Below are 13,605 nucleotides of genomic sequence, written 5' to 3'. Positions count from 1 at the left end.
GGACAGATGAAATGATAAACGTCGACTTACAACAACTGGTGCAGGCACTCGATGCCGAGACTAAGCGCGACCTGGAAATCGCAGCTGAGCGTTGCGTGGTGCGTGGCGGCAACAAGGTACTTGTGGAAGATATGCTGCTGGGCCTGCTGGAGCGCCCTGAAAGCCTGCTGCAGCGTGCATTGAGCGATGCCGAAATTGACGCTGGCGAGCTGGCCAAAGCCCTGCAACCGAGCAGCGAACACAGCGCTACGCGCAACCCGGTATTCTCCACCGAGCTGGTGCAGTGGTTGCAAGATGCCTTGCTGGTCGCCAACCTGGAGTTGGGCAGCAGCCAAATTGATCAGGCGGCGCTGATTCTCGCCCTGCTGCGCAATCCCATGCGCTATGCCGGCAGTCATTATCAAAGCATGCTGGCCAAGCTCAACGCCGAGCGGTTGCGTGATTTTGCCCAATCGCAGCAACCCCAGGCCAGCAGCGCAAACAGCTCGGGCAGTGCAGAGTCGAACCTGCAACGCTTCACCTACAACTTCACCCAACAAGCCCGCGACGGCAAGCTTGACCCGGTGTTGTGCCGCGATGAAGCCATCCGGCAGATGATCGACATTCTTGCCCGGCGTCGCAAGAACAATCCCATAGTGGTTGGCGAGGCAGGTGTGGGCAAGACCGCGATTGTCGAAGGCCTGGCCTTGCGCATCGCCACTGATGAAGTACCTGAGGTGCTCAAGGGCGTTGAGCTGTTGTGCCTTGACCTGGGCTTGCTGCAGGCAGGTGCCAGCGTCAAGGGCGAATTCGAGCGGCGCTTGCAAGGGGTGATCGATGAGGTCAAGGCCTCGCCCAAACCTATCATCCTGTTCATCGACGAAGCCCACACCTTGATCGGTGCCGGCGGGCAGGCGGGCAGCGGTGATGCAGCGAACCTACTCAAGCCGGCATTGGCCCGTGGCGAGCTGCGTACCATTGCAGCCACCACCTGGAGCGAGTACAAAAAATACTTCGAAAAAGACCCGGCCCTGGCGCGACGCTTCCAGCCGGTGCAACTGCACGAACCCACGGTATCGGAAGCCGTGACCATCCTGCGTGGTCTCGCCCCGGTCTACGAAAAAAGCCACGGCATCTACCTGCGCGACGATGCTGTTGTCGCCGCAGCTGAACTTTCCGCGCGTTATCTCGCAGGTCGACAACTGCCGGATAAAGCCGTGGATGTACTGGATACTGCCTGCGCTCGCGTACGTATCAGCCTTGCTGCCGCCCCCGAGGCCCTTGAGCAACTGCGTAACGAAATCGCTGAAGGCGAGCGTCAGGATCAAGCCCAGCAGCGCGATCGCGACTCGGGCCTGAACATCGATGATGTGGCCGCCGAGCAACTTGAGCAGCGCCTGCGTGAGGCCCGCGCCGAGCTTGAGCAACTGGAAACCCGCTGGGCGATACAACGAGATCTCGCCCAGCGCATGATCAGCCTGCGCATGCGCTGCGCGCAGGCTCGTCAACAACTCAATGCCCCGGCCACAGTTGCAACCGAGGAGCAGGACGAACACTTCGAGTCGAGCGATCTCGAAGAGCTCGAGGCTCAATTGCGTGCCGCACAAGCCGAGCTCTGCGCGGCGCAAAACCAACAGCGCCTGGTCAGCTATGAAGTCTGTCCGCGCCTGGTGGCTGAGGTTATCAGCCACTGGACGGGCGTACCGCTCAGCCAACTGGCCCGTGAGCACAACAGCAAAGTCATCAGTTTCTCTGCGGACTTGCGCCAGCGCCTGCGCGGCCAGGAACAAGCCATCAGCGCCCTGGACCGCGCCATGCGCGCAACTGCTGCCGGCCTCAACCGGCCAGATGCCCCGGTCGGTGTGTTCCTTCTGGTCGGGCCCAGCGGTGTCGGCAAAACCGAGACAGCCTTGGCCTTGGCCGACCTGCTCTATGGCGGCGAGCGTTTCCTGACCACCATCAACATGTCGGAATTCCAGGAAAAGCACAGCATCTCGCGGCTCATTGGCGCCCCACCAGGCTATGTGGGTTATGGCGAAGGCGGCATGCTGACCGAAGCGGTCAGGCAAAAACCCTACTCGGTGGTCTTGCTTGATGAGGTCGAAAAAGCCGACCCGGACATCCTCAATCTGTTCTACCAAATCTTCGACAAAGGTGTGGCAAACGACGGCGAAGGGCGTGAGATCAACTTCCGCAATACATTGATCCTGATGACCTCGAACCTGGCCAGCGAGCGCATCGACTCACTGTGCCAAAACGGCCAACGCCCCGAAGCCGAGGACCTCGAACAGGCAATCAGGCCAATACTCAGCCAGCACTTCAAGCCTGCACTGCTGGCGCGCATGCGCGTGGTGCCCTACTACCCGGTGAGCGGCGAGGTCCTGCATGAGCTGACCACCCTGAAACTCGAGCGTTTCGCCGAGCGCCTGCAACGTCGTCAGCTGCAGTTCAGCCACTGCCAGGCCCTGGTCGAGAACCTGGCCGCGCGTTGTACCCATAGCGAAAGCGGCGCACGCCTGATCGACCATTTGATCGACCAGCATCTACAGCCGTTGGTGGTTGATCGTCTGCTCGCGGCAATGGCCAACGGTGAAACCTTGAAAAAGGTCCACGCCACCCTTGATGAACACGGAGCTGTGGTTTGTGAGTTCGCTTAACCTGCCATCCATTCTCGGCCAGGTGCCGCAGCCACTGCGCTATGCGGAAGGGCTGCTGCAGCGCTTGGCGAGCCTGGTTCAAGCCAACAACGCCGACAACCTGCTCAATGGGCTGGTTGCAGCGACCGCTGAGTTGACGGGTTCGGCGCTAAGCCAGCTATACCTGCTGGACAGCACCCATACACGCCTGACGCTCACCGCCGAGTGGCTCGATGGCGTCTTGCAACCACGTGCGGCAGACAGCTTGCCAAGTGACTACGACGGCGAACAGCTGCTGCAATATTGCCTGTGCCAAAACCGCGTATTGAGCCTTAACGAACTCGACAACAGCCTGCATCAAACCGAGTTTCTACCGGTTACACAGCAGTCATGGCGCAGCTTGCTGTGCCTGCCCATTGTCGACAAGCAGCAGCATGTCAGCGGTCTTCTACTGTGCGCCAGCCACCAGGCCAAGGACCTGAACGGTTTTGCCGATTCACTGAGGCTACTCGGTAACTTCGGGGTCAACCAATTGCAACTGATGCATCGACTGCAGCCGTCGCAGACCGATACGCAACAACCAGAAAGCCTGCAACCGGCCTGCGCCAGCGGTTATGGCCTGATCGGTAATAGCCAGGCCATGCGCGATGTCTACCAGTTGATCGGCAAGGTGCTGCACAACCCCGTGAGCGTATTACTCACCGGTGAAACCGGCACGGGCAAAGAGCTGGTCGCCCAGGCAATTCATAATTGTGGCTCGCGCCGGAGCAAGAATTTCGTCGTCCAGAACTGCGCTTCACTGCCCGAGCACCTTCTCGAAAGTGAGCTCTTTGGTTATCGCAAAGGCGCTTTCACCGGCGCTGATCGTGATCACAAAGGGCTGTTTGATGCCGCAGATGGCGGCACCCTGTTTCTTGATGAAATCGGTGACATGCCCCTTAGCCTGCAAGCCAAACTGCTGCGCGTGCTGCAAGAAGGCGAGGTTCGCCCGCTGGGCTGCAACGATACCCATAAAGTGGATGTTCGGATTATTGCCGCCACCCATTTCGACCTGCATGACCAGGTTGAAAAGGGCCTGTTCCGCGAGGACTTGTTCTATCGCCTGTCGCACTTCCCAATCGAATTACCACCGCTGCGTGAGCGCAATGACGACATTGCGCTGCTTGCCCGGCACTTTGTGGATAACACCTGCGAGTTCCTAAAGCGTGAGCCCTGTGCCTGCTCGGACGAGACCCTGGCGTCTATCTCGCAATACAGCTTTCCCGGCAATGTGCGCCAGCTCAAGGGCCTGGTCGAGCGCGCCGTACTGCTTTGTGAAGGCAATGAGTTGTTGCCTGAACACTTCAACCTCAATCGCGAAACCGGCACCGACGCGGCAACCAGCTTGCGCCAGCGCATGGAGCAGGTCGAACGTAACTTTTTGCTCGACAGCCTGCGCAAGAACCGTGGCAACCAGAGCAAGGCGGCTCGCGAACTTGGACTGCCACGAAGAACCCTGCTGTACCGGATGGAGCGCTTGAACATCAATCCTGGCGATGTTTGAGCCGTTTGAAAATAACTCAATCACACCACTTAGAACCGCTGTGCACTGCCAGCAATGACACAAGAGGGACTCGATATGAAGCCGCATGTATGGGCCATAGCACTGCTAGCTGTAGTGCTGACACTTGCTGGTTGCACCGGTAACTACAAGTTTAACGACGATGAATTTCGCCCTCTGGGCGATCCGCAAGCTAACGATCGCGGTAACTGATCTCAGGAGTATTAGCACCATGGAACTGGTATTCGACGTGGTCAGTGCCCAGCAATTTTTGCCAGGGCTTGCAACCAGCAAAACCTTCAAGCAAGCCGGCGGCATTATTGGCCGTGCGGAGACCTGTGACTGGGTGCTTCCCGACCGTAAACGCGTGCTTTCGAGCCGCCATGCCGAGATCAGTTTTCGCGATGGCGGTTTCTACCTGACCGATATCAGCAGCAATGGCATTCAACTCAAGGACAGCGGCGCCAACTTGCGCAAGCATGAGCCCCATCGCATTGAGCACGGCAGCATCTATTGCCTTGGCGAGTTCGAGGTGCGCGCGCGCCTGATCCAGGACCCCAGCAAGTTCGAGGCGGACCTGGGCCGGCCGTATGAAACCGGCAGCAGCATCATTCCCGATGACGCATTTCTCGATCTGGACCCGCTTAGCGCGATGGATCAGCAAGAGCAAAGACAGGGCTATTTGCAAACTGACGAACTGGCAGCCCTCGATGTTCCAGAGCTGGCCGATGTGCAGCAGCATGATTACGCGCAGGTCGAGACCGAAAACCTGCTGGTTCCCGAGCTGGTCACACCCCAGGCCGCGCCGACCAGTCAGGCCCAGGCACCGACCCCGCAGCCAATGTCCAACGATTTCTGGCAGCGCTTTTCCGAAGCACTTGGGGTTCCGCTCAACGACCTCGATGAGCCGGCCCGCGAAGCCTTGGCATTGAAGGCTGCCAAGCTGCTCAAGCAAAGCATTGGCAGCTTGCAGCAAAGCCTGCGCACACGCAGTGAGTTGAAAAACGAAATGCGCCTGGCGTTGACCACCGTGCAGAGCGCAGGTAACAACCCGCTAAAACTCAGCACCGACACCAGCGAAGTGATGAATACATTGCTGCGCGGACAAAAGCCGGGGCAACTGCCCGCCGAGCAAGCCATCGGTCGTGGTTTTAGGGACCTGCAGGCACACCAGGTGGCCTTGCTGGCTGCCAGCCGCGCGGCGGTTAAGGGTGTGTTCGAGCAGCTTTCACCCGAGCAATTGATCCTGCGCTTCGAACGCGACGGACGCAAACCGCTGCTGGCCACCTCGGGCAGCCGCTGGCGCGCGTATCGACGCCTGCACAGCAGTCTCGAACAAAACAATGAATGGAACGAGCGCCTGTTTGCCCGCGACTTTTCCACAACCTACGAAGAACAGGTCCGCCTGATCGCCACACTTAACAACGACGTCCAAGGATGATTTCCATGCAACGCTTGATTTCCCTATTCGTCATCGCCGCCCTGTTGTCCCTCGCAGGCTGTTCGGCATTGTCACCTTACTCGAACTACACCAAGTTGGAGCTGAACCTGTCGGGCAGCAGCGGCCTAAACCCCGATATCAGCAACCGTCCTTCGCCAATCGTGGTCAGGCTGATGGAGCTCAAGCACCCGGTTGCCTTCGAGAATGCAGATTTCTTCTCGCTCTATGAACGTCCAAAAGAGGCGCTTTCGCCTGACCTGGTCGCGCTTGAAGAGTTGGAGTTACGTCCGGGCGAAAACCGTCAATTGAAGCTGACAGTCAATGAAGGCAGCCGTTATGTGGGGGTTCTTGCAGCCTACCGTGACCTGCCGGAAACCGAGTGGCAATTCATCATTCCGCTGCAAGACAAAGCGCTCAACCAGGTCAACCTGCGCCTTGATGAGCAAGGCATTCATGCGGTGTCCGACGCAGTTGCGGGTAAGGACTGACCATGAGCCAACATAAAGTAGTCTGGCAAGAAGGGATGCTGCTGCGCCCGCAGCATTTTCAACAAAATGACCGCTACTACGACTACCAGCTAAAGACCCGCACGCAAAAGCTGGAGAGCTATGCCTGGGGCTTCTTTGAACTGGAGATCGACCGCCAATTCCTCAACATGGGCAAGTTGGTAGTGAGCAAGGCCAGCGGCGTCCTGCCCGACGGCAGCCTGTTCGACCTTGGCGACGAGCGCGAACCGCTGGTCATCGACGTGCCACCAAGCACGGGCAATACCCCGGTTTACCTTGCGCTGCCGCTGGTCACGGGCAACCACATCGAAAGCCGCCGGCCTGAACAGCAGGATGTACTGTCGCGCTACACCGCCGTGGTCGAAAATGTGGCCGACTCCAATGCCGATGATGCCGCCAGCAGCCAGGTAAGCTGCGCGCGTCCGGACTTTCGCTTGCTGTTGGGCGACCAACAAAGCGATCAGGCATTCGTCAAACTGCAGTTGTGCGTGATTTTTGACAGCACTCCGGCCGGGGTTATCAGCCTCGACACCGAGTTCATGCCGAGCTATGTCAATTTCAAGGCATCCGGTTACCTGCTGTCGTGCCTCAAAGAAGTCATCAGCATGCTCGGCCATCGCGGTGACATCCTCGCTGAGCGGATTCGAGCGTCGGGCAAGGTTGCGGGCGCTGAAGTTGGTGACTTCCTGATGCTGCAGCTGATCAACCGTGCAGAGCCGGTGCTGCGCCATTACCTGAACATCGAGCACGTTCACCCTGAACATATCTACCGTGAACTACTGGCCCTGCTCGGCGAATTGGCCACCTACTCCGGCGAAACGAAACGCCCACGGCTGGACAGCTATTACCTGCACAGCGACCAGGCACAAAGCTTCAGCAAGCTGATGGATGCGCTGCGCCAGCTGCTGTCGATGGTGCTCGAGCAGCACGCAATCGAATTGCTTTTGCAACAGCGTCAATACGGCATTCAGGTATCGCCGCTACACGACCACAAGCTGCTTAACAGCTCGTCGTTCGTACTTGCAGCCAGTGCCCAGTGTGACTCCGAAGAACTGCGCCGACGCTTGCCTGCACACCTCAAGGTCGCACCGGTCGAGCGTATCCGCCAACTGGTAAACCTGCATCTGCCAGGCATCAAGGTTAAGCCACTTTCCGTGGCCCCACGGCAGATTCCATTCCACTCCGGCAAAACTTATTTCGCACTGGAATTGACCACCGAAGAACGTGCGCAACTGGAGCGCTCTGGCGGCTTCGCGTTTCACGTTTCCGGCGAGCTGACCGAGCTTGAGCTGAAATTCTGGGCGATCAGGAACTGATTATGAGCAACAAGGATGATAACTACAGCCAGGGTGACCAGACCGTCATTCTGAGCCGAGATGGCGGCGCTCCCGCACAAAGTCCGCTGACCGACTTTGCCACTGCGCCCAAATTCGAACAGCTTGAGGAGCGGATGATCTACGCCGCCCGCCTGCGCCCTTCGGAAAGCTTCAACATCAGCCTCAATCCGCTGGTGGCTGCTGCCTCGCCACTGCTTTCCGAAGTGGTCAGGCTCAAGCACAGCTACGAACACGAAGACCTTTCGAGCCTGCACCAACGCCTGAGCAGCGCCATCCGCCTGTTTGAGCACACATCACTCAACGAAGGTGCTGACAACAGCCAGGTCATGGCCGCGCGCTATGTGCTGTGCACTGTGGTCGACGAAGCGGTGGTTACAACGGCATGGGGCAATGAAAGCCAATGGTCGAAAATGAGCCTGCTGAGCAGCTTCCATAACGAGACCTTCGGCGGCGAGAAGTTCTTCATGCTGCTTGAGCGGCTCGCCCGCAACCCGGTCAAACACTTGCCGATGCTGGAGCTGATGTACCTGTGCCTGTCCCTCGGTTTTGAAGGCAAGTACCGCGTGCTACCGCGCGGCATGCTTGAGCTCGAAGCGGTGCGCGATAGCCTTTACCGGCAAATTCGTCAATTGCGCGGCGACATCCCACGGGACATTTCACCCCATTGGGAAGGCTTGAAGGATGCTCGCAATCGCCTGGTACGCATTGTCCCGTGGTGGATGGTCGCGCTTTTCACCCTGATATGCCTGGGTGTCATGTACAGCGGTTTCGCTTGGGTATTGAGCGAACAACGTGATACCACGCTTGAGCCATTTCAGCAAAATCTACCGACCTCAGCTGCGGTCATGGATGATCCTAAATGAAGAGTTTTTTCGGCAAAGTAGCCGTATTCCTGCGTAAAACATGGGTCTGGAGCCTGCTGCTGGTTCTGTTCATTGCCCTTATTGTCTGGTTCGTAGGCCCATTGTTTGCGGTCAACGACTACAAGTTCTGGGCATCCGCCACCAGCCGCCTGCTGACCATCAGCCTGCTGTTCCTGATCTGGGGTCTGACGATGGTATTCGTCAGTTGGCGAGCCTCTGCGCAAAAGAAAGCCGACGAGAACGACGAACAAGCTCAAGAGCGCTTGCGCCGCGAAGGCCAGATCAGCGACGAGCAACATGAATTGCGCCGCCGTTTCAAAGACGCATTGCGCACCCTCAAGCGCTCGAGCATGTACAAGGGTCGTAGCGAACGCTGGCGCAATGACCTGCCGTGGTACCTGGTCATAGGCCCGCAAGGCAGCGGTAAAACCAGCCTGCTGGATTTCTCCGGCCTGGAGTTCCCACTCAACCGTGGCGACGCCTCGCGCATGACCAAGAATGTATCCGGGACCCGTTATGCGGACTGGTACTTTGCCGAACATGCCGTGCTGATCGATACCGCCGGACGCTACCTGACTCAACCCGAGCCACAAGTCGACGGCAGCGCCTGGACTACCCTGCTCGACTTGCTACGCAAGCGACGCGCGCGGCCGCTCAATGGCGTTCTGATCAATATCGCGCTGGATGACCTGCAGGGCAAATCCGAGCAAGCCCTGGAAACACTGGCACGCCAGACCCGTCAACGCCTGCAGGAAATCCACCAGCGCCTGGGCGCGGATGTACCGGTTTACCTGGCCGTGAGCAAAGCCGATAAAATTCTCGGCTTCGACGAGTTCTTCGACCAGCTCTCCCGCGAGGAAAGCGACCAGGTGCTCGGCGCCAGCTTCCGCAAGGGGCAAAACAGCAGCGACACCCCAGTTGTGCGCCGCGAGTTCGAAGCCCTGCTGACCCGCCTTAACAGCCAAGTCATTTTGCGCATGCACCAAGAGCGCGATACTTTGCGCCGGGGCCGTATTCTCGACTTCCCACACCAGCTTGGTCAGGTCGGCGAGCGCCTGTGCCTGTTCATCGAACTGGCCTTCAGCGGCAACCGCTACCAACGCGCCAGCCGCCTGCGTGGATTCTATTTCACCAGTGCGCCGGAGCTCGATAGCCAACTGGACGGCACGACCGCCAGCATTGGCGATAACCTTGGCTTGATCAACAGTGCCCTGCCGACCTTCCGCAAAGGCCGCACACGCTTTATCAACCAGTTGTTGAGCCGGGTTATCTTTCCCGAGTCAGATCTTGCGGGGCTGGATAAGCGCGAAATCCGCCGGATCGACTGGGGCCATCGGATCATGTACGGCTGCGCTATTGCGTGTCTGGCCATTTTCGGTTTCCTTTGGGCCAATGGTTTCTCGTCCAACTACGGACGCCTGGAGCAAGTACGCAGCGTTGCCCAGGATCTCGACCAGCAACGTGCTGAAATCACACCCCAGGACGACGCGCTGCGCATCCTGGGAGCACTTGATAACAGCTACGCGGCAACCCGGGTATTCCCACCGATTGATGATGTGTCCTACTTCCAGCGCACCGGCTTGTACCAGGGCGAGGAGGTAGACCCGGTGGTGCAGAGCGCCTATCGAGCCGAACTCGAAGAGCTCCTGCTGCCCCGTGTGGCACGCCAGCTTGAAGCGCAAATCCGCGCCAACATGAACGACCGCGAGCGGCTGCTCAACAGCTTGCGCGCCTACCTCATGCTCAACCTGGAATCACGCCGTGATCCGGCGTATCTGCAAGACTGGATGGCCGCGGACTGGTCCGTAAGCTACTCAGGCAACAGCAGCGCGCAAAAACGCCTTAATGATCACTTCGCACGCTTGCTCAGTGGCCCGTTCAAGCCCTACTCGCTAAACAGCCAACTGGTTGCGCAAGCACGCCAGGTGCTGCGCAGTGAATCCCTGGCAAACGTGGTGTACCGCATGCTTCGCGACCAGGCGCGCAGCCTTCCGGAGTATCGTTTAAGCCAGAATCTTGGCCCGCAAGCGCCACTGTTTATCGGCAGCGATTACACCATTCCCGGCTTCTACACCCAGACGGGCTATCAGAAGATGTTCGTTGCTCAAGGCACCGACCTGGTACGCAACATCTTGCAGGACAACTGGGTTCTGGGCGACGACAAGTCCGACACGCTGAGCAGCAAGGACTTGAGCCGCTTGCTGGTCGAAATGGAACAGCTGTACTTCCGCGACTATGCCAACTACTGGAGCGAGGCACTGGCGAAGATATCCATACAGCCCATCACCGGCACCACGCAGGGCTCGCAAGAACTGGCCGCACTCACCGCAGCCAACTCACCCCTGGTCAAGCTGCTGGTCGAAGTGCGCGACAACACCCGCTTTGCCGGCCTTGGCGAAGTCGCAGACGGTGTTGCCGCCGCAGGCAAAGTCAAAGGTGTAAACGGTAAGCTTGGTAAAGCCGCACGCCTGGCTGCCGCCGCTGCAGAGCAAGCCAAGACATCCTTGGCCGACAGCTTGCCGGCCACTGCGCGCAAAACCCTCGAGCGCCAATTCGAGCCACTGCATCGCCTGCTCGATAAGGAAGGCGGCCCCGGCCCTGAACTGGCAGCGACCCAGCAAGCGTTGAGCGAGCTGCAGATCCAACTCAACAGTCTGGCCAATGCCAGCGCTCCGGAGCAATCGGCGTTTGAGCAGGCCAAAGGCCGCATGGGCGGACGCTCGAATGCAATCGACCAGGTGACAGCTGCCGCGGCACGCTTGCCAATGCCCGTCCAGGGCTGGATCCAACCCTTGGCGATCGGCAGTTGGACGCTGACCCTGAATGAGGCCTACGGCTATCTCAACAAGCGCTACAAGAACGAACTGTACGGTGCTTATCGCAACTCACTGCGCAACCGCTATCCGTTTAGCGCTGACAGTGACAGCGACGTCGCAATTGCCGACTTCCGGGAATTCTTCAAGGCCGGTGGTATTGCCCAGGACTTCTTCGACAGCTACCTCAAACCCTTTGTTCGCGGCAGCGCCGGCAAGTATCAATTGCGTCGAGTCGATGACCAAGGCATGCCGATTTCAGCATCCTTCCTGCGTCAAATGGGCAATGCCCAAACCATTCGCCGCAGCTTTTTTGCCGAGAATCCGAACGAGCCTCAGGTGCTGTTTACCCTGGAGCCTTACTCACTGGACTCAAGCCTGGCACGAGCCGACTTCCGCTTTGGCGATGAAAACCTCGAGTATCGCCACGGACCAATAGTGCAAACCTCGTTCAGCTGGCCAGCCCAGGCTAACGAAGGTCGCACCAGCCTGGTGCTTGAAGAACTTGATGGTCGCCGTGTTGGGATTGAGAAGAACAACGGGCCCTGGTCACTGTTTCGCCTGCTTGACCTGATGAGTGTCGACTACCATAGCGGCCGCGACGTCTTGTTGCTTAAAGCTGACCTGGGTGGCTTACGCGCTAACTATTTGCTACACAGCCAGCGCTCGCCAAACCCTTTCGACATCAACATGTTGCGCAGTTTCAGACTGCCGGCTGCGCTCTAATGCAGGGCGCAACAAGCCGCTGGCGAAGCGTGGCGCGGACCGAAACAGGTAAAGTGCGAGCACGCAATGAGGACGCGTTCCTGGCCATGCCGGAACGTGGCCTGTGGGTGGTCGCCGACGGTATGGGCGGTCATCAGAACGGGGCTCTGGCCAGCCGACTGATTGTCGAGCAACTGGCCGAGCTACCCCATGAGTGCGCGCTGGAGGAGCGTCTCAAGCATGTACGCAAATGCCTGCATGAATTGAACCGACGGCTCGGCCAGGAGCTGACCGTCACCGCAGCACGCCCCGACGCCATAATCGGCAGCACAGTGGTTGCGCTGCTGATTGATGGCGAACGGGCGGCTTGTGTCTGGGCTGGCGACAGTCGCTGCTATTTGTGGCGCGGCAGTCGGCTCTACCAACTGACGCGTGATCACTCCCTCGCCCAACAGTTGATCGACGAGAAAAAAATCACTACCGAGCAGGCCAGGTTCCATCCCGGCTCACATGCCCTGACCCGTGCCATTGGCGCCTATGAAGACCTGCAACTGGAAACAATCGAGCTGGACGTGTTTCCCAATGATGCGTTTTTGCTCTGCAGTGACGGTTTGTACCAAAGCCTGAGCGCCGACTCGATCAGCGCCCAGCTCAACCTGTCATCACCGCACCTGGCCATTTCCCGGATGTTCGACCAGGTGCTTGATGGTCCCGCCCGCGACAACCTCAGCGCCGTACTGGTGCGCCAATGAGGACGCTCGATGACTAACCAGAATGCCGCCGACCAGCCAGTGGCGCTCAATGACGAGCCCAACGACCTGACTTACTTTGCCTTCGCTGAAAATGCCGCCAGATCGGCGCCGCCACAAGCCCCAGAAGGGTTAAGCGAGATGGCGGAGATATTGGGCAGTCGCTACAAGCTTGAGCGCCTGCTGGGTGTGGGCGGCATGGGCGTGGTCTATCGCGCGCGGGATCTGCTGCGTGAGCAATTTGGCGACCCCGATCCCTACATTGCACTCAAAACCGTAAGCGATGACTTCGCTGAATACCCCGACGCCAATGCGCTGTTGTTTAGTGAGTTTGCCCTCACTTCCCGGCTGCAACACGCAAATGTGGTGCGTGTATTCAACTTTGATGTAGACATGTCGAGCAAGCGGGCCTTCATCACCCTTGAGCTGCTGAAAGGCCCGACTCTGGATCAGTTGCTCTGCGACAAGCCCCACGGTTTACCCTGGGATGAGTTGCGCAGCATTGCCATTCCACTGATCGAGGCCCTGCACTACTCGCATCAGAAAGGCGTGCTTCATGGCGATATAAAACCGAGCAACGTGCTGCTGGCCGATGATGGCTTGCGCTTGTTCGACTACGGTCTCGGGCAGCCGATGGAAGGCCTGCTAACAGGTCTGCCGCGCCTGTCGCGCACCCGTTTCAATGCCTGGACGCCGCGCTATGCCGCCCTGGAATTGATCAACGGCGAGTCGCTCACCCCGGCAGCCGATATCTACGCCCTGGCCTGTGTACTGCTTGAGTTGAGCAACGGCAAGCATCCGTTCCAACGCCTCAGTGCACGCCAGGCCATGAACATAAAGCTTGATCAACAACTGCAACGCCCCGACAAGATCCCGCAACTTTGCTGGGATGCGCTGCTCAAGGCGATAGCCTTCGAACCGCAACACCGCAGCCAGTGCTGCACCGAACTACTGCATGCGTTCCAAACGCCCGAGCCTGCAAGACGAACGGGATGGCTTAATCATTTCTCGTCAAAAGGTACCCAAGGATGATTAC

The 13,605-nt window shown here is 58.7% G+C and carries 10 protein-coding genes; all 10 read left to right on the top strand.

The genetic code is table 11. The features are described 5' to 3' along the window. Window positions 1-11: 11 nt before the first annotated feature. The 10 genes from tssH (at window position 12) to CHB79_RS12590 (ending at window position 13,601) form a co-directional block, all read left to right on the top strand. Complete coding sequence (gene tssH / locus CHB79_RS12635) at window positions 12-2,636, top strand: type VI secretion system ATPase TssH (RefSeq protein ID WP_089360177.1); 2,625 nt, start codon at window positions 12-14, stop codon at window positions 2,634-2,636. 10 nt (window positions 2,637-2,646) lie between these two features. Then, window positions 2,647-4,158, top strand: a complete 1,512-nt coding sequence (locus CHB79_RS12630) for a sigma-54 interaction domain-containing protein (RefSeq protein WP_089360364.1) — start codon at window positions 2,647-2,649, stop codon at window positions 4,156-4,158. A 75-nt stretch (window positions 4,159-4,233) separates the two neighbouring features. Then, the gene (locus tag CHB79_RS12625; protein WP_010487726.1) at window positions 4,234-4,368 is read left to right on the top strand and encodes a hypothetical protein; all 135 of its coding nucleotides are present in this window, start codon (window positions 4,234-4,236) and stop codon (window positions 4,366-4,368) included. A 19-nt stretch (window positions 4,369-4,387) separates the two neighbouring features. After that, a complete protein-coding gene (tagH, locus tag CHB79_RS12620) occupies window positions 4,388-5,596 on the top strand; it encodes a type VI secretion system-associated FHA domain protein TagH (protein WP_089360176.1) in 1,209 nt (402 codons plus the stop codon). A gap of 5 nt (window positions 5,597-5,601) precedes the next feature. Further along, window positions 5,602-6,084, top strand: a complete 483-nt coding sequence (tssJ, locus tag CHB79_RS12615) for a type VI secretion system lipoprotein TssJ (RefSeq protein WP_089360175.1) — start codon at window positions 5,602-5,604, stop codon at window positions 6,082-6,084. 2 nt (window positions 6,085-6,086) lie between these two features. After that, complete coding sequence (gene tssK / locus CHB79_RS12610) at window positions 6,087-7,418, top strand: type VI secretion system baseplate subunit TssK (protein WP_089360174.1); 1,332 nt, start codon at window positions 6,087-6,089, stop codon at window positions 7,416-7,418. 2 nt (window positions 7,419-7,420) lie between these two features. After that, on the top strand, window positions 7,421-8,302 hold the full coding sequence (gene icmH, locus CHB79_RS12605) for a type IVB secretion system protein IcmH/DotU (protein ID WP_010487730.1): 882 nt from the start codon (window positions 7,421-7,423) through the stop codon (window positions 8,300-8,302). After that, the gene (gene tssM, locus CHB79_RS12600; protein ID WP_089360173.1) at window positions 8,299-11,841 is read left to right on the top strand and encodes a type VI secretion system membrane subunit TssM; all 3,543 of its coding nucleotides are present in this window, start codon (window positions 8,299-8,301) and stop codon (window positions 11,839-11,841) included. Before icmH ends, tssM begins: the two co-directional genes overlap by 4 nt. Beyond that, window positions 11,841-12,572, top strand: coding sequence for a PP2C family protein-serine/threonine phosphatase (locus tag CHB79_RS12595; RefSeq protein ID WP_089360172.1), 732 nt, complete (start codon window positions 11,841-11,843; stop codon window positions 12,570-12,572). Before tssM ends, CHB79_RS12595 begins: the two co-directional genes overlap by 1 nt. 9 nt (window positions 12,573-12,581) lie before the next feature. Further along, window positions 12,582-13,601 (top strand): serine/threonine-protein kinase, encoded by a 1,020-nt coding sequence (locus CHB79_RS12590; protein WP_089360171.1) that lies wholly within the window; start codon window positions 12,582-12,584, stop codon window positions 13,599-13,601. Window positions 13,602-13,605: the final 4 nt, after the last annotated feature.

This window comes from Pseudomonas segetis (assembly GCF_900188155.1).
GTDB lineage: Bacteria > Pseudomonadota > Gammaproteobacteria > Pseudomonadales > Pseudomonadaceae > Aquipseudomonas > Aquipseudomonas segetis.
Note: the sequence above shows the minus strand (reverse complement) of the source record. Positions and strands in the feature narration are given on the sequence as shown.

Bases quoted from the DNA above. Each gene is read 5' to 3' on its own strand.
- tssH (WP_089360177.1), top strand. From the start codon at position 12: ATGATAAACGTCGACTTACAACAACTGGTGCAGGCACTCGATGCCGAG.
- CHB79_RS12625 (WP_010487726.1), top strand. From the start codon at position 4,234: ATGAAGCCGCATGTATGGGCCATAGCACTGCTAGCTGTAGTGCTGACA.
- tagH (WP_089360176.1), top strand. From the start codon at position 4,388: ATGGAACTGGTATTCGACGTGGTCAGTGCCCAGCAATTTTTGCCAGGG.
- tssJ (WP_089360175.1), top strand. From the start codon at position 5,602: ATGCAACGCTTGATTTCCCTATTCGTCATCGCCGCCCTGTTGTCCCTC.
- tssK (WP_089360174.1), top strand. From the start codon at position 6,087: ATGAGCCAACATAAAGTAGTCTGGCAAGAAGGGATGCTGCTGCGCCCG.
- icmH (WP_010487730.1), top strand. From the start codon at position 7,421: ATGAGCAACAAGGATGATAACTACAGCCAGGGTGACCAGACCGTCATT.
- tssM (WP_089360173.1), top strand. From the start codon at position 8,299: ATGAAGAGTTTTTTCGGCAAAGTAGCCGTATTCCTGCGTAAAACATGG.
- CHB79_RS12595 (WP_089360172.1), top strand. From the start codon at position 11,841: ATGCAGGGCGCAACAAGCCGCTGGCGAAGCGTGGCGCGGACCGAAACA.
- CHB79_RS12590 (WP_089360171.1), top strand. From the start codon at position 12,582: ATGACTAACCAGAATGCCGCCGACCAGCCAGTGGCGCTCAATGACGAG.